Origin of the sequence: Streptomyces sp. NPDC091289, assembly GCF_044757365.1 — a bacterium.
In the GTDB taxonomy this organism is placed as follows: Bacteria; Actinomycetota; Actinomycetes; order Streptomycetales; family Streptomycetaceae; genus Streptomyces.
This window is the reverse complement of sequence record NZ_JBIVUT010000004.1, coordinates 50,495-67,448: the sequence shown is the minus strand read 5'-3', so window position 1 is coordinate 67,448 and position 16,954 is coordinate 50,495. Positions and strand designations below refer to the sequence as shown.

Below are 16,954 nucleotides of genomic sequence, written 5' to 3'. Positions count from 1 at the left end.
CTCCCTGCTCTCCAGCCCATGCACCGCAGAACCGCACGAGGGGTCCCGTGACCGTCCATCCCAGCCTCCAGCCCTATGCCGACGCCGCGACCCACTCCATCGAGGCGATAGCCGAGCTGGTGAAGCCCCTCGCCGAGGGCGAGTGGAACCGCCGTACGCCCTGCCCGGGATGGTCGGTGCGCGACATCGTGTCGCACGTCATCGGCATGGAGTGCGAGATGCTCGGCGATCCCCGGCCGATCCACACCCTGCCGCGCGACCTCTACCACGTGCAGAGCGACTTCGCCCGCTACATGGAGATGCAGGTCGACGTCCGGCGGCACCACACCGCCCCGGAGATGACCTCCGAGCTGGAGTACGTCCTCATCCGCCGGGCCCGGCAGCTCCGCAACGAGTCGCGCAGCCCCGAGACCATGGTCCGCGCCCCGCTGGGCACCGAGCGGACCCTCGAAGTGGCGCTGAACTTGCGGGCTTTCGACCTCTGGGTGCACGAGCAGGACCTGCGCACCACGCTCGGACAGCCGGGCAACCTGGACTCCCCCGGCGCCCTGATCACCCGGGACATGCTGCTCGCCGGGCTGCCGAAGGTGGTCGCCAAGAGCGCGGGCGCGCCCGCCAACTCGGCGGTCGTCTTCGATGTGCACGGCCCGGTGGAGTTCCTGCGGACGGTCCGGGTCGACGCGGAGGGCCGCGGTTCGATAGACGGCGCGCCCTCGCTGGGCCCCGCCGTGACACTGTCGCTGGACTGGGAGACGTACGTCCGCCTCGCCTGCGGCCGGGTCCGGCACGCCGCCGTCGCCGACCGGATCAAGATCGAGGGCGACCAGGAGCTGGCCGCCGCGATCCTGGACAACTTCGCCGTCACCCCGTAACCCCGTAACCGCTCTTCGCCGGGTACGTGCCCGCGCCTCGGGAGGACCACGCGGGCACGTGCACGGGAGGGGCGGGAGAGTTACGCGGGCACGTGCACGGCCTCGACGCGGCTGACCACGTGGTGCTCGCGCTCCCTGAGCGCCGCCCGTCGGCGCAGCCGCAGGATCTGGGTGACGCCGAGCGCCTCCAGGACGAAGACCGAGGCGAACGCGACGCGGTAGTTGTCGCCCGTGGCATCCAGCAGGACCCCGACGGCGAACAGGGTGGTCATCGAGGCGACGAACCCGCCCATGTTGACGATTCCCGAGGCGGTCCCCTGCCGCTCGGGCGGATTGGCCGGCCGGGCGAAGTCGAAGCCGACCATCGAGGCCGGTCCGCAGGCGCCGAGCACCACGCACAGGACGACCAGCAGCCACATCGGTGTGTGGTCGGCCGGGTAGAAGATCGCGGACGCCCAGAGCAGGGCCGTCGTCGCCACCGTGCCCAGGGCGATCGGGACCCGTGCCTCGTTGTGGCGGGCGATGATCTGCCCGTAGACGAGCCCGACCACCATGTTGGACAGCACCACCAGGGTGAGCAGCGTGCCCGCCGTGCCCCGGCTCAGCCCCTGCGCCTCGACCAGGAACGGCATCCCCCACAGCAGCAGGAACACCATCGCCGGGAACTGGGTCGTGAAGTGCACCCACATCCCCAGCCGGGTGCCGGGCTCCCGCCAGGCGGCGGCGATCTGCCGACGGACGTACGCGGCCCCGGCGTGCTCGGCGGGCGGCGGCTCGTGGCCCTCGGGGTGGTCCTTGAGGAACAGCAGGAGCAGCACCAGCACCACCACGCCCGCCAGCGAACTGCCGACGAACGTCGTGGTCCAGCCGTAACTGTGCAGCGCCCGCGCGATGAACAGCGTCGAGACGAGGTTGCCCGCCATCCCGAACAGCGCCGCGACCTGGCCGATCAGCGGCCCGCGCCGGGCGGGGAACCAGCGGCTGCCGAGCCGCAGCACGCTGATGAACGTCATCGCGTCGCCGCAGCCGAGCAGTGCGCGGGCCGCCAGCGCCATCCCGTACGAGGGGGAGAGCGCGAAGCCGAGCTGGCCGACGGTGAACAGGACGACCCCGATGGTGAGGACCTTCTTGGTACCGAGCCGGTCGACCATCAGCCCGACGGGTATCTGCATGCCCGCGTAGACGAGGAGCTGGAGGATGGAGAACGTGGAGAGCGCCGAGGCGTTGACGTCGAACCGGTCGGCGGCGTCGAGTCCGGCGACGCCCAGGCTCGTACGGAAGATGATCGCGACGAAGTAGACGGCGACCCCGATGCCCCAGACCCAGGCGGCCCGCCGGCCGCCGGGTGGATCACCGGGCAGGGAGAGCGTGGGGGCGGCCGAACTCACCGGTCCTCACCCCGCACCAGCACCCGCACCCGGCTGACATGGCGGCGCACGACCAGAGCCGCCTCCTCGGCGTCCCCGCCCCGGATCGCCTCCAGCAGCTCACCGTGCTCGGTGATGTTGGCCTCGATCCTGCCGGGGTGGGCCTCCATCACCGCGACACCCATCCGCAGCTGACGGTCGCGCAGCTGGTCGTAGAGGCGCGAGAGGATCTCGTTGCCCGCGTTCTTCACGATCTCGGCGTGGAAGCAGCGGTCCTTGACGGCCACCGCCGCCAGATCGCCGTCCTCCGCCAACTGCCGCTGCTCCTCCAGGAGCTGTTCCAACCGTTCGATCAGCTGCGGCGACGCGGGCACCGCCCTGCGCGCCGCGAACTCCTCGACCAGCAGCCGGGTCTCCACCACATCCTTGATCTCCTGCGCGGAGACGGCGAGGACGAGCGCGCCCTTCTTCGGGTAGAGCTTGATCAGCCCCTCGACCTCCAGCCGCAGCAGCGCCTCGCGCACGGGCGTCCGGGAGACGCCGACCGCGTCCGCCAGGTCCCCTTCGGTGAGCAGCGTGCCGCCCTCGTAACGACGGTCCAGGACCGCTTCCTTGATGTGCGTGTAGACGCGCTCGGCGGCGGGCGGACGCTTGAGGGAGGGGTTCGGCGACTGTACGGGGGCGGAGGGTGCGGCAGGCATGCGCACAGCATAGATACAACATGCACGCATGAGGGACCGGCGTCCGGATTCTGGACCTCCGGAACGATCGAGGAGGACTCAGGATTCACGCTTCCCTGAATTCAGGATTGGCTGTACTGTCACTCCCATGCTGACCGCCGCTTCCGACATCGAGGTGCTCGCGCGGTTCGGCCGCGCGCTCGCCGACCCGATCCGCTGCCGCCTGCTGCTCGCGCTCCGCGAGGCCCCGGCGTACCCCTCCGACCTCGCCGAGGCCCTCGGCATCTCGCGTACCCGGCTCTCCAACCACCTGGCCTGCCTGCGTGACTGCGGCCTGGTCACCACCGTGCCGGACGGCCGCCGGACCCGCTACGAGCTGGCCGACGAACGGCTCGGCAGCGCGCTGGGCGACCTGCGCTCCGCCGTGCTGGCCGTCGAGACCGACCGCACCTGCCCGGACGCGGAGACGCAGGGCTGCTGCTGATGACCGTGCTCTCCCTCGGCCCCTCCCCGGCCCGCCGGGACGCGCTCGCCCGCCGGATACGGCTGCTGGTCGCGGTCACCATCGCCTACAACGTCATCGAGGCGGTGGTCGCCCTCACCGCCGGAACGATCGCCTCCTCCAGCGCCCTCGTCGGCTTCGGCCTGGACTCCGTCATCGAGGTCTCCTCCGCCGCCGCGGTCGCCTGGCAGTTCTCCGCCCGCGAGCACGCGGTGCGCGAGAGGCGGGAGCGGACCGCCCTGCGGGTCATCTCCGTATCGTTCTTCGCACTCGCCGCGTACGTCACCGTCGACGCGATCCGCGCGCTCGCCGGAACCGGCGAGGCCGACCCCTCCCCCCTCGGCATCGTCATCGCCGCGCTCTCGCTGGCGGTCATGCCGTTCCTGTCGGCCGCCCAGCGGCGCGCGGGACGCGAGATCGGATCCGCCTCCGCCGTCGCCGACTCGAAGCAGACCCTGCTGTGCACGTACCTCTCCGCCGTCCTGCTGGTCGGGCTGGTCCTCAACGCCACGCTCGGCTGGTCCTGGGCCGACCCGGTGGCCGCCCTCGCCATCGCCGCCCTCGCGATCAAGGAGGGGCGCGACGCCTGGCGCGGCAAGGGCTGCTGCGCCCCGACGAGCCAGGGTCAAGCCTGCGCAAATTCACCCGTTCGGTAACACATCCATTGCCCCGCCCCAGGTGTCTCACCACCGAGCGGCACCCATATGTGGCCGCATATCAGGGGCATTTGGAGCGTTCAGTTGAAAATCGGCATCAAGCGCATCAATCGCGTCACCGTCACGGCCACCGTGACGCTCACCGCCGGTGCGGTGCTCGCGGGCAGCGCCTTCGCCTCCACGGCGCACGCCGCCGCACCGCCGACTCCGAAGATCGTCGCCAAGGGCGGCTTCGTGATGAACAACGGCACCGGCAAAACCCTCTTCACCAAGTCCGCGGACACCCGCCGCTCCACGGGCTCCACCACCAAGATCATGACGGCCCTGGTGGTGCTGTCGCAGAAGAACGTGAACCTGAAGACCAAGGTCACGGTCCAGAAGGCCTACAGCGACTACATCGTCTCGAAGAACGCCTCGTCCGCCCGCCTCATCGTCGGCGACAAGCCCACCGTGGGCCAGCTCCTCTACGGCCTGATGCTCCCCTCCGGCTGCGACGCCGCGTACGCCCTGGCCGACAAGTTCGGCTCCGGCAAGACCCGTGCGGCCCGCGTGAAGTCGTTCATCGGCAAGATGAACTCCACGGCGAAGAGCCTCAAGCTGAAGAACACCCGCTTCGACTCGTTCGACGGCATAGGGGGTGGCAACAACTACTCGACCCCCCGTGACCTGACGAAGATCGCCAGCAAGGCGATGAAGAACTCCACGTTCCGCTCGATCGTCAAGACCAAGTCGACGAAGCAGAAGGTGACGACGAAGAGCGGTGGCTACCGCTACATGTCGTGGAGCAACACCAACAAGATGCTCAGCAGCTACAGCGGCGACATCGGCGTCAAGACCGGCTCCGGCCCGACCGCGAAGTACTGCCTGGTCTTCGCCGCGACGCGTAAGGGCAAGACGGTCATCGGCACGGTGCTGACGTCGTCCTCGGAGGCGAACCGCACCGCCGACGCGAAGAAGCTGATGGACTACGGGTTCAAGGTGTAGCCAGACGGCGCTTTACAGCGAAGGGGCCCGGCCCGCACGGTGAAAGCGGGCCGGGCCCCTTCGCGTGCGTACGGCTACGGCTGCCGGCGGCGCAGATCGGCCGTGAAGGCGTCCCAGGCGGCGGGTGCGAGGGTGAGGACCGGGCCGCCGAGGCGCTTGGCGTCGCGGACGGCGACGGTGCGGGGGATGTTGCGGGCGACCTCGACGCACTCGCCGTTCGGCTCGCTGAAGCTGGACTTCTTGAAGCGGAACTCACTCACTCGTTCATCCCCTTGGCGATGCTTTCCACGAACCGCAATGAGTCGTACGGCGACAGACTTGAGGCACAAGTTCGTGCGAACAAGTCAGTGTAGGCCGCGCTCTCTTCAGCGCCCTCGACCCAGTTGGTGGAGCGCAGACCATCCATGTGTACGACGTCGAGCGCGCCCGACTCGGCGAACGAGAGGATGTTGAAGGGCCCGCCGCCGCACGAGTGCACTCCCGCCCGGAACGGCAGAACCTGCACGTCGACATTGGGCTGCTCCGCCAGCTCCCGCAGGTGGTCAAGCTGCTGCCGCATGACCTGCGTGCCGCCGATCATCTGACGCAATGCGCCCTCCCAGATGACGGCGTGGATGTTGAGCGGCTCGTCCCCGTGCAAGCGCCGCTGACGCTGGACTCGCACGTCCACCAGCTTCTCGATTTCGGAGATCCGGTCGGGCGAGACTGCGGCGACCGACAGAGCTCGCATGTAATCGGGCGTCTGGAACAGGCCTGGAATCAGAGCCAGCTGCCAGGTCCGCAACTTCAGAGCCACGTCCTCCATAGCGATGTACTCGCGCAGACTCCCCTGCGTCAGCGAGGTGACCCACCAACCCTTTGCTTTGCGGCGCTCTCGGTCCACCCGGGCGACTTCCAGCAGCCGCCCGACGGACTTCGAGTCCTCCAGACCGTAGAACTCGCAGAGGGTTCGAATGTCCGGGTCCCTCATCGGAACCCATCCCCGCTCCATCTTCACGATCTTCGAGTTGGTCGCGCTGATTACCTGGGCGGCCTGCTGCTGCGTCTTTCCGGACGCGTCCCGCAGGCGCAACAGCTCGCTACCGAGCCTGCGCCCCAGGACAGTTGACGACCGGTTCCCTTGCGGTGTCGCTGGATTCACGGCCTCAGTGTCCCGCTTTCCGGGGCGACACGTCGACCTCCGTCACCCGTTGGGGACAAGTGTCTCCGTTCCACTTGCCCCCATCGCTGGAGGTGGCTACTTTCGGTACTCCACCGCTCGCACAGCGGAGCCGACTCGGCGGAAGTACACCGCCCTGCCCTGCGCCGGAGCCGCAAGCTCAAGTCCCGGCCCACCGCAGCAGCAACATTCCACCGCCCACCCCACCCCGGAGGCACGCGACCATGACCGCAGCCCAGGCGGCATCAGCCCCCGAGCCCGTCCTCCGGGAGGACCGGGTCGACTACACGCCCACCGCTCGCAGCGTCTCGCTCAGCCGGCATCGGGCCGCTCGGCTCGTCCTTCAGTGGGGGCACCCGGGAATGGCCGGTGACGCGGCCCTGGTCGTCAGCTAGTTGGCCACCAACGCCCTGCTCCACGGCGCCATCCGGGGGCGACTCTTCCGGGTCCACCTCACGCTCACCGAGTTCGCCCTCCGCGTCGCCGTCAGCGACCCCCGGGGCGAGCGGCTGCCCTGCCTCCGGCGGCCCGACGGTGACGACTGCTACGGGCGCGGACTCCTGATCGTCGCTCAGCTCGCCGATCGGTGGGGCGTCGAGCCGCGCACCGTCGGCAAGTCGGTGTTCGCCGAGCTCTCCGTACGGTGAACGGGTCTGGACATGTCGGTGGGCCCGTACGTCCCGGAGACGTACGGGCCCACCGACCAAGCACCTACGCCCAGGTGATCAGGCGCTTCGGCTGCTCCAGGATCGCCGCCACATCGGCCAGCACCTTGGAGCCCAGCTCGCCGTCGACCAGGCGGTGGTCGAACGACAGGGCCAGTGTGGTGACCTGACGCGGCTTCACCTTGCCCTTGTGGACCCACGGCTGGAGCTTGATCGCGCCGACCGCCAGGATCGCGGACTCGCCCGGGTTCAGGATCGGGGTGCCCGTGTCGACGCCGAAGACTCCGACGTTGGTGATCGTCACCGTGCCGCCCGCCATCGCGGCCGGGGAGGTCTTGCCGTCCCTCGCCGTGGCGACCAGCTCGCCCAGGGACGCCGCGAGCTGCGGCAGCGTCTTGTCGTGCGCGTCCTTGATGTTCGGCACGATCAGACCGCGCGGGGTGGCCGCCGCGATGCCCAGGTTCACGTAGTGCTTCTGCACGATCTCCTGGTTGGCCTCGTCCCAGGCGGCGTTGACCTCGGGGTTCCGCTTGATCGCGACGAGGAGGGCCTTGGCGATGATGAGGAGCGGGTTGACCCGCACCCCCGCCATGTCCTTGTCCTCCTTGAGCTCGGCCACGAGCTTCATCGTGCGCGTCACGTCGACCGTGACGAACTCGGTGACGTGCGGCGCGGTGAACGCGCTGCCCACCATCGCCTGTGCGATGGCCTTGCGGACGCCCTTGACCGGGATGCGGGTCTCGCGGGCGGAGACGGCTGCGGCGGCCTGGGGTTCGGCTGCTGCCGCTGTCACCGGCGCGGCGACGGGAGCCGCCGCGGCCGGAGCGGCCGCGGCCGCCGGAGCCGCCGCCGCGTGGACGTCCTCGCGGGTGATGACGCCGTCCTTGCCGGTCGGCACCACCGTCGCCAGGTCGATGCCCAGGTCCTTGGCCAGCTTGCGTACCGGCGGCTTGGCCAGCGGGCGGCCGACCGGGGCCGGGGCCTCAGGAACAGGAGCAGGAGCCGGCGTCGCGTGCCCATTCAGCTCGGCCTGCACCGCCGCCGCGACGGCGGCGGCCTCCGGAGCGGCCGACGCCCCCTTGCGCGGGCGGCGCTTGGTGGAGGACTCGGCGACGCCGTAGCCCACCAGGACCGGCGTACGGCCCTTCGGCTCGGCTTCCGCTTCCGGCTCCGCCACCGGCTCCTGAGCCGGAGCGGCGGCGGCCGGAGCGGGCGCGTCGCCGCTGCCCGGGGCCACGTCGATCGCGATGATCACCTGGCCGACGTCGACGGTCGTGCCCTCGGGGAAGCGCAGCTCGTGCACCACCCCGTCGAAGGGGATCGGCAGCTCGACGGCCGCCTTCGCGGTCTCGACCTCGCACACGACCTGGCCGTCGGTGACGGTGTCGCCGGGCTGGACGAACCACTTGAGGATCTCGGCCTCGGTCAGTCCTTCGCCCACGTCGGGCATCTTGAACTCACGGAAGCGAGCAGACGTTTCGGTCATCGTCGTCACGAACCCTCTCCTCAGAACGCCAGCGAGCGGTCGACGGCGTCGAGCACCCGGTCCAGGCCGGGCAGATACTCGTCCTCCAGCCGGGCCGGCGGGTAGGGGACGTGGTAGCCGCCGACCCGCAGTACGGGCGCTTCGAGGTGGTAGAAGCAGCGTTCGGTGATCCGGGCGGCGATCTCCGCACCGGAGCCGTAGAAGACGGGCGCCTCGTGGACGACCACGACCCGGCCGGTCTTCTCGGCCGACGTCTGGATGGCGTCGAAGTCGATCGGGGACATCGAGCGCAGGTCCAGGACCTCGATCGACTTGCCCTCCTCCTGGGCGGCCGCGGCCGCTTCCAGGCAGACCTTCACCATCGGCCCGTACGCGACGAGTGTGAGGTCGCTGCCCTCGCGGGCGGTCACGGCCTTGTGCAGCGGGCCGGGGATGGACTCGGTGTCGACCTCGCCCTTGTCCCAGTAACGCCGCTTGGGCTCGAAGAAGATGATCGGGTCGTCGCTCTGGACGGCCTGCTGCATCATCCAGTAGGCGTCGCTCGCGTTGGACGGCGAGACCACCTTCAGGCCCGCGACGTGCGCGAAGAGCGCCTCGGGGGACTCGCTGTGGTGCTCGACCGCGCCGATGCCACCGCCGTACGGAATGCGCACGACGACCGGCATCTTGACCTTGCCGAGCGCGCGGGCGTGCATCTTGGCGAGCTGCGTGACGATCTGGTCGTACGCGGGGAAGACGAAGCCGTCGAACTGGATCTCGACGATCGGGCGGTAGCCGCGCAGGGCCAGGCCGATCGCGGTGCCGACGATGCCGGACTCGGCGAGCGGGGTGTCGATCACCCGGTCCTCGCCGAAGTCCTTCTGGAGTCCGTCGGTGATCCGGAAGACGCCGCCGAGCTTGCCGACGTCCTCACCCATGATGAGGACCTTGGGGTCGTTGTCGAGGGCGAGGCGGAGCGACTCGTTGAGCGCTTTCGCGATGGACATCTTTTCCACGGCCATGGCTACTTGCCCTCCTCGGCAGAGTCGGCGAACGATGCCTGGTAGGCGGCGAACTGGGCCCGCTCCTCGTCCACGAGGGAGCTGCCGTCGGCGTAGCCGTGCTCGAACAGGGCCATCGGGTCCGGGTCGGGCATCGCGCGTACCGCTTCCCGTACCCGCTTGCCGAGGGTCTCGCTCTCCTCGTCCAGCGCGGTGAAGAAGGCCTCGTCGGCGAGCTTCTCCTTCTCCAGGTACGCGCGCAGCCGCAGGATCGGGTCCTTGGCCTCCCAGGCGGCCCGCTCCTCGTCGGCCCGGTACTTCGTCGGGTCGTCGGAGGTGGTGTGCGCGCCCATGCGGTAGGTGAACGCCTCGACGAGCGTCGGGCCCTCGCCGCGGCGGGCCCGCTCCAGCGCGGAGCGGGTGACGGCCAGGCACGCGAGGACGTCGTTGCCGTCGACCCGGACGCCGGGGAAGCCGTAGCCCTGGGCGCGCTGGTAGAGCGGCACACGGGTCTGGCGCTCGGTGGGCTCGGAGATCGCCCACTGGTTGTTCTGGCAGAAGAACACGACCGGGGCGTTGTAGACCGCGGAGAAGGTGAACGACTCCGCGACATCGCCCTGGCTGGAGGCTCCGTCACCGAAATACGCGATCACGGCGGAGTCCGCGCCGTCCTTGGCGACGCCCATGGCGTAGCCGGTGGCGTGCAGCGTCTGCGAGCCGATGACGATCGTGTACAGGTGGAAGTTGTTGGTGTTCGGGTCCCAGCCGCCGTGGTTCACGCCGCGGAACATGCCGAGCAGATTGGTCGGGTCGACGCCGCGACACCAGGCGACCCCGTGCTCCCGGTAGGTCGGGAAGACGTAGTCGTCGTCGCGCAGGGCGCGCCCGCTGCCGATCTGGGCGGCCTCCTGGCCGAGCAGCGAGGCCCACAGGCCCAGCTCGCCCTGACGCTGGAGGGCGGTCGCCTCGGCGTCGAAGCGGCGGGTGAGCACCATGTCGCGGAACAGGCCGCGCAGCTCGTCGGCGCTCAGGTCGATGCTGTAGTCCGGGTGCTCGACGCGCTCGCCCTCGGGCGTCAGCAGCTGTACGAGCTGGGGCTCGGCACTCTGCGGCTTCTTCGCGGCGCTGGTCCGCTTACTGGCGCGTCGCGGTTTACGCGCGGCGGCAGTGCTCTCCACGGTCACGTGCGTGCTCCTCCGTCGGTCCGGCCCCCGGGGTCTGCCGGGAACCAGTGCGGCTCGCCTGAATCCGGTAACCGCGCACGGGGTGGGTGCCGGCAGGCCGGGATCAGGCGTGACAGGTGCCCCGGCGAGCGCCCTGTCATAGGCACGTTACCCAGTGCATCGCATAACTGCGAAACCCTATCTGACCTGCGATTTTGCTTGGATTTCCAAGTAAATCGAAAAAATCGCGAACCTCTGCTGGTCAGGGCACTGGAAACAGCCTTGCAGGCCGCCGGAACAACGGCACGTTATCCCGCGGATCAGCGCCAGGGAAGAGCGGAGGGGAAGCGAGTGTGTGAGACTGCGATCGTGCGCGAAGATGGAAAAATCACGGTATTTCTGCTCGACGATCACGAGGTCGTCCGGCGTGGCGTCCATGAGCTCCTCTCCGTCGAGGCGGATATCGAGGTGGTCGGCGAGGCCGGTACGGCCGCGGACGCGCTGGTACGGATCCCGGCGACGCGCCCCGATGTGGCGGTGCTCGACGTGCGGCTGCCGGACGGCAGCGGTGTGGAGGTGTGCCGGGAGGTCCGTTCCCAGGACGAGAACATCAAATGCCTGATGCTCACCTCGTACGCCGATGACGAGGCACTTTTCGACGCGATCATGGCGGGCGCGTCGGGATATGTGCTGAAGGCGATCCGCGGCAATGAACTGCTGAATGCGGTACGGGACGTGGCCGCCGGAAAATCGCTGCTGGACCCGGTGGCGACCGCCCGGGTGCTGGAGCGGCTGCGCGACGGTGGCAACGGCAAGGGCGACGACAAGCTGGCCGGCCTCACCGAACAGGAACGCAAGATCCTGGACCTGATCGGCGAGGGGCTGACCAACCGGGTCATCGGGGAGCGCCTGCACCTCGCCGAGAAGACCATCAAGAACTACGTCTCCAGCCTGCTGTCCAAGCTGGGCATGGAGCGCCGCTCGCAGGCGGCCGCGTATGTCGCGCGGCTCCAGGCCGAGCGCCGCTGAGACCGCCCCCGGCCCGGGACTTTGGTCCCGGGCCGGCCGGGGCCGGCGACTCTTACGCGGCCCCTACGGTCGGGGGACAGTGGAAGCCATGTCCTTCGACGCACTCCCCGCGACCGCGACGGTTCGGCGCGCAGCGACCGCGACGGCCGAGCGGATCGAGCCGATCGAGCTGCTCGGCCGGGTCCCGTACGGCCGCCTCGCGACCAGCATGCGGGCGCTGCCGTTCCTGGCGGTGGCCCGGCACATCGTGAGCGACGGCCGCATCCTGCTGCGGATGCACAGCGGCTTCGGCCACCACGAGGCGTGCAACGGAAGCGTCGTCGCGTACGGGGCGGACAACTACAACGACGCGGCGTCCGGCGACGGCGGCAACCTGTGGTCGGTGCAGTTCACCGGCCCCGCCGAGATCGTGCACCTCTGCCCCGAGCAGGAGGAACTGTTCGGCGCCGCACCCGTCTCCGTCAACGGGGAGCCCTACGCGCCGGCCTATCTCCGGGTCGACCCGCACTTCGTCACGGAGCACGTCCTCGACTTCGCCTAGACGGACGCTCCCCGGGCGCCCCCTTAGCTCACCTGCGGGTGTCACCGCAAGTCCGCAGAGCGACCACGCAGAGTGATCTAACATCTGGTAAGTGCCGCGCTCATATGTCACTCGTCCACCTGTTCCCCCGGTCGGCAAGGTGCTGCGCCGTTACCCGGGCGTGGGCGAGCCGCTCGCCTGCGAGCCGATCACCAAGGGCCTGCTGAACCACGGATACCGCGTCTCCACCACGAGCGGCTCCTACTTCCTCAAGCACCATCTCGACAAGAAGCACCTGGACGACACCAGCGGCGAACGCGCCGCGATCGTGCGCCAGCACCGCGCCACCCAGCGCCTGCAGTCGCTGGGCGTGCCCGTCGTCCCGCCCCTGGCGGACACCCGGGGCGACACCGTCACCGTGATCGGCGAACGGTGCTACGCCCTGCACCCCTGGGTCGACGGCCTCCACCGGGTCGGCGCCCAGCTGACCCCCGTCCAATCGCGCCGGCTCGGCGCCCTCCTGGGCGCCGTGCACACCGGTCTGGAGCAGGTGATGGCACCGCGCGACGGCCCGCGTCCGGCGAGCCCGCCCGCCCGGCCGGGACACCGCAGCCCGGACGCCGCCGACACCTTCGCGCTGATCGACGACCTGCTGGCCGCCGCGCGCGGGCAGGGCGGCCGGGACACCCCCCGGGACGCCTTCGACGAACTGGCCGTGCACCGGCTCGTGGAGCGCCGCGCCCTGCTCGAACAGCACGCCCACCGCCGCCCGCCCACCCCGGAGGGGCCCGCCACCGGCTGGGTGCACGGGGACTTCCACCCGCTGAACCTGCTCTACCGGGGCGCCGACCCGGTCGCGATCGTGGACTGGGACCGGCTGGACGTACAGCCGCGCGCCGAGGAGGCGGTACGGGCGGCGGCGATCTTCTTCGTCCGGCCGGACGGGGAGCTGGACCTCGCGAAGGTACGGGCGTACGCCCGCGCGTACCGGCGGGCCGCCGGGGCGGGGGCCGCGGAGCTGGCGGCGGCGGTGCACCGGGTGTGGTGGGAGCGGCTCAACGACTTCTGGATACTCCGCTGGCGCTACCGCCTCGACGACCGCAGGGCCGACCCGCAGTTCCCCGCGGTGTCGGCCCTGGCGGTGTGGTGGACGCGGGAGTACGAGGCGGTGTGCGCGGCCTTCACGGAGTGAGGAGTGGTGCGACACGCAGGAGCCCGGCGCGCGCCACGAGGGCGCACGCCGGGCTCCTGCGTGGTGGTGCGTTACGACGTGGCGTTGCCTGCGGTCGGGTCGCCGGGCGTGGTGCCCGAACCGCCGTCGTTCCCGCCGACCCCGCCGGCCCCGCCGTCGTCACCGCCGGCTCCGCCCGGGGTGCCGGGGTCGGTGGTCGGGTCGGTGGGGTCTCCCGTGGGCTCCCCGCTGCCGCCCTCGTTGGTGTTGCCGTCCGACGTACCGGGGTCCGTGTCGGTCGGGGTCGGGTCCGGGGTGAACGAGGGCTGGCTCTGGGTCGGGGGAGGGGTGTACGGCGGCGGGTTGGGCTGCGTCTGACCGCCGGTGGACGTGTCCGGCTCGTCCGGCTCGTCGCTCTCCTCCTCGGACGGCTCCTCCGAGGGCTCCTCCTCGGACTGGCTGACCGAGGTGCTCGGCGTGACCGGGTCCTTCTCCCCGCCGTCGTCCTTCGCGGCGTTGACGGCGAAGGCGACCCCCGCACCGATCGCGACCAGCGCGAGCAGGACGAAGAGCCACATCTTGCCGCGCCCGGAGCCGGCCCGCCGCTGCCCGCCGCCACCGTCGTAACCCCCGTCGTCCGGGTTGTACGGCGGCAGGATCGGGCCCTGCGAGGTGTCCCCGTGCATCGGGTGGCCCATCGCACGCGTGGAGCCGGACATCCCGTGCGGCGGGGTCTGGCCCCCCTCGTGCAGGGCGACCGGACCGGTGTTCCACGTACCCGTGTGACCGCCCTGCACCTGGAGCATCTGCAGGCTGTACTGGACGAGCCCGCGCATCTCCTCGGCGCTCTGGAACCGGTCGTCCGGGTCCTTCGCCAGGGCCCGCATGGCCATCCCGTCCAGCTCCGGCGGCACCACGTCCGAGACCTCGGACGGCGGCACCGGGATGTCCTGGACGTGCTGGTAGACCACCGAGAGCGGGGTCTCACCGGTGAACGGGGGCCGCAGCGCGAGCAGTTCGTAGAGCAGACAGCCGGTGGCGTACAGGTCGGACCGGTGGTCGACGGCCTTGCCGAGCGCCTGCTCGGGGGAGAGGTACTGCGGGGTGCCCATGACCATGCCGGTCTGGGTCATCGTCGACTGCGCGCCGTGCAGCGCGCGGGCGATGCCGAAGTCCATCACCTTGACCGCGCCGGAGTCCGTGATGATCACGTTGGCGGGCTTGATGTCGCGGTGCACGATGCCGTGCTGGTGCGAGTACGCGAGGGCTTCCAGCACGCCCGAGACGATGATCAGCGCCTGCTCGGGCGGCGGGGCCTCGGCGGTCAGGAGCAGATCGCGGATGGTGCGGCCCTCGACCAGCTCCATCACGATGTACGGGACGGTCTGGCCGCCCACGACGTCCTCGCCGGAGTCGTACACGGCGACGATCGCGTGGTGGTTGAGGCCCGCGACGGACTGTGCCTCGCGGGTGAAGCGGGCCTTGGAGACCGGGTCCTCGGCCAGGTCGGAGCGGAGCAGCTTCACCGCGACCGTCCGTCCGAGCCGGACGTCCTCCGCCGCGTAGACCTCTGCCATGCCGCCCCGGCCGAGCCGGTAGGTCATCCGGTAACGTCCGTCACCGACGACGCCGCCGACGCCCCAGGCGTCGGAGCCATCCGATACTCCGCCGCCGTTTGCTTCGGAATCGGGTGCCATCAGTCCTCGCCGTCGTATCTGTCCGCGCGTCCGCGGGTTCTCACGGTGCCTTGCTGCACTTGCTGCATTGCCACGTCACGCTACAGCCTCCGCCGGACACCACGGTTCCGCTGCGGCAGGATCATCGGACCGCCCGGCGCGTCCTACACCTGAGTTTGATGCGTTTCCTGTAACGCTTCCGAGACGCTTCTTGTGCGTAGGGTCACGGAACGGGCACCCGGCTTGACGTGTCGTACCCCTACGGCAGACTTGGCGCGTAATCGCGTTGTACGGAACCGCGTCGCACGCCATCACGTCAGACAGAAACCGTCAGACAGAAACACCGCGTGCGCCCGCGCGCCGCCGAGGGGGATGCAAGTCATGAGCCAGGACGGCGCACAGGGCCGCTATGCGGGCGGGGCGGTCGCGGGCGGCCGCTATCAGCTGCGCGACCTGCTCGGCGAGGGCGGGATGGCGTCCGTCTACCTGGCCTACGACTCCGCGCTGGACCGTCAGGTCGCGATCAAGACCCTGCACACCGAGCTCGGCCGCGAGCAGTCCTTCCGCGAGCGCTTCCGGCGTGAGGCGCAGGCCGTCGCCAAGCTCCAGCACACCAACATCGTCTCCGTCTTCGACACCGGCGAGGACGAGCTCGGCGGTGCGCTGATGCCGTACATCGTCATGGAGTACGTCGAGGGGCAGCCGCTCGGCTCGGTGCTGGCCGCCGACATCCACAGCCACGGCGCGATGCCGGCCGACAAGGCCCTCAAGGTGACGGCGGACGTGCTCGCCGCCCTGGAGACCAGCCACGAGATGGGCCTGGTCCACCGGGACATCAAGCCCGGCAACGTGATGATGACCAAGCGCGGCATCGTCAAGGTCATGGACTTCGGCATCGCCCGTGCCATGCAGTCCGGTGTCACCTCGATGACGCAGACCGGCATGGTCGTCGGCACCCCGCAGTACCTCTCCCCCGAGCAGGCGCTCGGCCGTGGCGTCGACGCCCGGTCCGACCTGTATTCGGTCGGCATCATGCTCTTCCAGCTGCTCACCGGCCGGATCCCGTTCGACGCGGACTCGCCGCTGGCCATCGCGTACGCGCATGTGCAGGAGGAGCCGGTCGCGCCCTCCAGCATCAACCGGTCGGTCACTCCGGCGATGGACGCCCTCGTCGCCCGCGCGCTCAAGAAGAACCCGAACGAGCGCTTCCCCAGCGCCGCCGCGATGCGCGACGAGATCGCCCGTGTGCTGAACGCCTCCGGCGGACAGACCGGCGCCCCGATGATCGTGGCCGGCGGCGGGCCCGCCAACAGCGGCTCCGGTGTCGGTTCGGCGGTGTTCCCGCCGGTCGACCAGAGCACCTCGGCGCCGCAGAGCGTCCAGACGCCGTACCAGCCGCATCCGCAGCACCAGCAGCCCCACCAGCCGGGCCCGTACAGCCAGCCGACCCCGGCGCCCACGCCGAGCTACGGCTACCCGCAGTCCCAGGGCTATCCGACCCCGGGCCCGCTGTCCCACCAGACCCCGCCGCCGTACTCGATCAGCCCGCAGCACTCCACGGCCGTCGGCACCACCGACCGCGGCGGCTCGAAGCGGAACATGCCGGTCGTCGTCGGCTCGATCGTCGTCGCGCTGCTGGCGGTCGGCGGCCTGATCACCGCGATCGCCCTCCAGGGCGGCAAGGACGACGACACGGGCAAGGGCGGCGACCCGGGCTCCAGCGAGTCGGTGGAGGGGTACCGCCCGCCGGAGCGCAACCGGACGATGAAGGAAACGGAGTGCTCGGCCGCCTCCGAGGACACCAACGACCCGAAGAAGGTCCGCGCGCCGAACTTCGTCTACAAGGACATCCAGTCGGCGAGGTCGTGCGCGGCCGCCGCGGGCTGGACGGTCAAGGTGATCGAGGAGCCGGGCAACACCTACGCCGAGGACCAGGTCGTCGGCCAGTTCCCGTCGCCCGGTGCGGCGGTCGACGAGCGCGGCGCCCACTTCGAGCTGAAGGTCTCCACCGGCAAGCCCTCCTGATCGCCGGTCGGGATCCTCC

General features: G+C 70.3%; 18 protein-coding genes. 10 read left to right on the top strand and 8 right to left on the bottom strand.

Annotation, left to right across the window (positions count from 1 at the left end):
- The first annotated feature begins 47 nt into the window (after nt 1-47).
- Entirely contained in the window at nt 48-872 is an 825-nt protein-coding gene (locus ACIQPT_RS06160) for a maleylpyruvate isomerase family mycothiol-dependent enzyme (protein WP_401153164.1), read from the top strand.
- 80 nt (nt 873-952) lie between these two features.
- On the opposite strand, the gene ACIQPT_RS06155 is transcribed toward ACIQPT_RS06160, so the two are convergent.
- Entirely contained in the window at nt 953-2,260 is a 1,308-nt protein-coding gene (locus tag ACIQPT_RS06155) for a nitrate/nitrite transporter (protein ID WP_401153162.1), read from the bottom strand.
- Complete coding sequence (locus tag ACIQPT_RS06150; RefSeq protein ID WP_401153161.1) at nt 2,257-2,940, bottom strand: GntR family transcriptional regulator; 684 nt, start codon at nt 2,938-2,940, stop codon at nt 2,257-2,259. The genes ACIQPT_RS06155 and ACIQPT_RS06150 overlap by 4 nt, the downstream gene beginning before the upstream one ends.
- Before the next feature lie 127 nt (nt 2,941-3,067).
- On the opposite strand from ACIQPT_RS06150, the gene ACIQPT_RS06145 reads away from it, so the two are divergent.
- The 3 genes from ACIQPT_RS06145 (at nt 3,068) to ACIQPT_RS06135 (ending at nt 5,061) form a co-directional block, all read left to right on the top strand.
- Nucleotides 3,068-3,403, top strand: a complete 336-nt coding sequence (locus tag ACIQPT_RS06145) for an ArsR/SmtB family transcription factor (protein ID WP_401153159.1) — start codon at nt 3,068-3,070, stop codon at nt 3,401-3,403.
- A complete protein-coding gene (locus ACIQPT_RS06140) occupies nt 3,403-4,077 on the top strand; it encodes a cation transporter (RefSeq protein ID WP_401153157.1) in 675 nt (224 codons plus the stop codon). Before ACIQPT_RS06145 ends, ACIQPT_RS06140 begins: the two co-directional genes overlap by 1 nt.
- 84 nt (nt 4,078-4,161) lie before the next feature.
- Nucleotides 4,162-5,061: a D-alanyl-D-alanine carboxypeptidase family protein gene (locus tag ACIQPT_RS06135; protein WP_401153155.1), complete on the top strand. Its 900-nt coding sequence runs from the start codon at nt 4,162-4,164 to the stop codon at nt 5,059-5,061.
- Between the two features lie 74 nt (nt 5,062-5,135).
- Here ACIQPT_RS06135 and ACIQPT_RS06130 read toward each other — a convergent pair whose 3' ends face one another.
- Nucleotides 5,136-5,321: a DUF397 domain-containing protein gene (locus tag ACIQPT_RS06130; RefSeq protein ID WP_401153154.1), complete on the bottom strand. Its 186-nt coding sequence runs from the start codon at nt 5,319-5,321 to the stop codon at nt 5,136-5,138.
- A complete protein-coding gene (locus tag ACIQPT_RS06125; RefSeq protein WP_401153152.1) occupies nt 5,318-6,202 on the bottom strand; it encodes a helix-turn-helix domain-containing protein in 885 nt (294 codons plus the stop codon). The genes ACIQPT_RS06130 and ACIQPT_RS06125 overlap by 4 nt, the downstream gene beginning before the upstream one ends.
- Before the next feature lie 242 nt (nt 6,203-6,444).
- On the opposite strand from ACIQPT_RS06125, the gene ACIQPT_RS06120 reads away from it, so the two are divergent.
- The gene (locus tag ACIQPT_RS06120) at nt 6,445-6,615 is read left to right on the top strand and encodes a hypothetical protein (RefSeq protein WP_401153151.1); all 171 of its coding nucleotides are present in this window, start codon (nt 6,445-6,447) and stop codon (nt 6,613-6,615) included.
- Nucleotides 6,616-6,867: an ATP-binding protein gene (locus ACIQPT_RS06115; protein WP_401153149.1), complete on the top strand. Its 252-nt coding sequence runs from the start codon at nt 6,616-6,618 to the stop codon at nt 6,865-6,867.
- 64 nt (nt 6,868-6,931) lie between these two features.
- Here ACIQPT_RS06115 and ACIQPT_RS06110 read toward each other — a convergent pair whose 3' ends face one another.
- From ACIQPT_RS06110 to pdhA, 3 genes are read right to left on the bottom strand one after another with little or no spacing between them, the layout of a single operon-like run.
- On the bottom strand, nt 6,932-8,380 hold the full coding sequence (locus ACIQPT_RS06110; protein WP_401153148.1) for a dihydrolipoamide acetyltransferase family protein: 1,449 nt from the start codon (nt 8,378-8,380) through the stop codon (nt 6,932-6,934).
- An 11-nt stretch (nt 8,381-8,391) separates the two neighbouring features.
- Nucleotides 8,392-9,372: an alpha-ketoacid dehydrogenase subunit beta gene (locus ACIQPT_RS06105; RefSeq protein WP_401153146.1), complete on the bottom strand. Its 981-nt coding sequence runs from the start codon at nt 9,370-9,372 to the stop codon at nt 8,392-8,394.
- 2 nt (nt 9,373-9,374) lie between these two features.
- The gene (gene pdhA, locus ACIQPT_RS06100; protein ID WP_401153144.1) at nt 9,375-10,535 is read right to left on the bottom strand and encodes a pyruvate dehydrogenase (acetyl-transferring) E1 component subunit alpha; all 1,161 of its coding nucleotides are present in this window, start codon (nt 10,533-10,535) and stop codon (nt 9,375-9,377) included.
- Nucleotides 10,536-10,883: 348 nt separating this feature from the next.
- Here pdhA and ACIQPT_RS06095 point away from each other — a divergent pair, with 348 nt between their 5' ends.
- The 3 genes from ACIQPT_RS06095 to ACIQPT_RS06085 all read left to right on the top strand — a co-directional run bounded on the left by ACIQPT_RS06095 (nt 10,884) and on the right by ACIQPT_RS06085 (nt 13,255).
- Nucleotides 10,884-11,543, top strand: a complete 660-nt coding sequence (locus ACIQPT_RS06095; RefSeq protein WP_103532177.1) for a response regulator transcription factor — start codon at nt 10,884-10,886, stop codon at nt 11,541-11,543.
- Nucleotides 11,544-11,631: 88 nt separating this feature from the next.
- Nucleotides 11,632-12,084 (top strand): pyridoxamine 5'-phosphate oxidase family protein, encoded by a 453-nt coding sequence (locus tag ACIQPT_RS06090; RefSeq protein ID WP_401153142.1) that lies wholly within the window; start codon nt 11,632-11,634, stop codon nt 12,082-12,084.
- 139 nt (nt 12,085-12,223) lie between these two features.
- Complete coding sequence (locus tag ACIQPT_RS06085) at nt 12,224-13,255, top strand: phosphotransferase (protein ID WP_401153542.1); 1,032 nt, start codon at nt 12,224-12,226, stop codon at nt 13,253-13,255.
- 71 nt (nt 13,256-13,326) lie between these two features.
- On the opposite strand, the gene ACIQPT_RS06080 is transcribed toward ACIQPT_RS06085, so the two are convergent.
- Nucleotides 13,327-14,931 carry a protein kinase gene (locus ACIQPT_RS06080; RefSeq protein ID WP_401153141.1) on the bottom strand — a complete coding sequence of 535 codons (1,605 nt, stop codon included), beginning with the start codon at nt 14,929-14,931 and terminating at the stop codon, nt 13,327-13,329.
- 360 nt (nt 14,932-15,291) lie between these two features.
- Here ACIQPT_RS06080 and ACIQPT_RS06075 point away from each other — a divergent pair, with 360 nt between their 5' ends.
- Nucleotides 15,292-16,935 carry a protein kinase gene (locus ACIQPT_RS06075; RefSeq protein ID WP_401153139.1) on the top strand — a complete coding sequence of 548 codons (1,644 nt, stop codon included), beginning with the start codon at nt 15,292-15,294 and terminating at the stop codon, nt 16,933-16,935.
- Nucleotides 16,936-16,954: the final 19 nt, after the last annotated feature.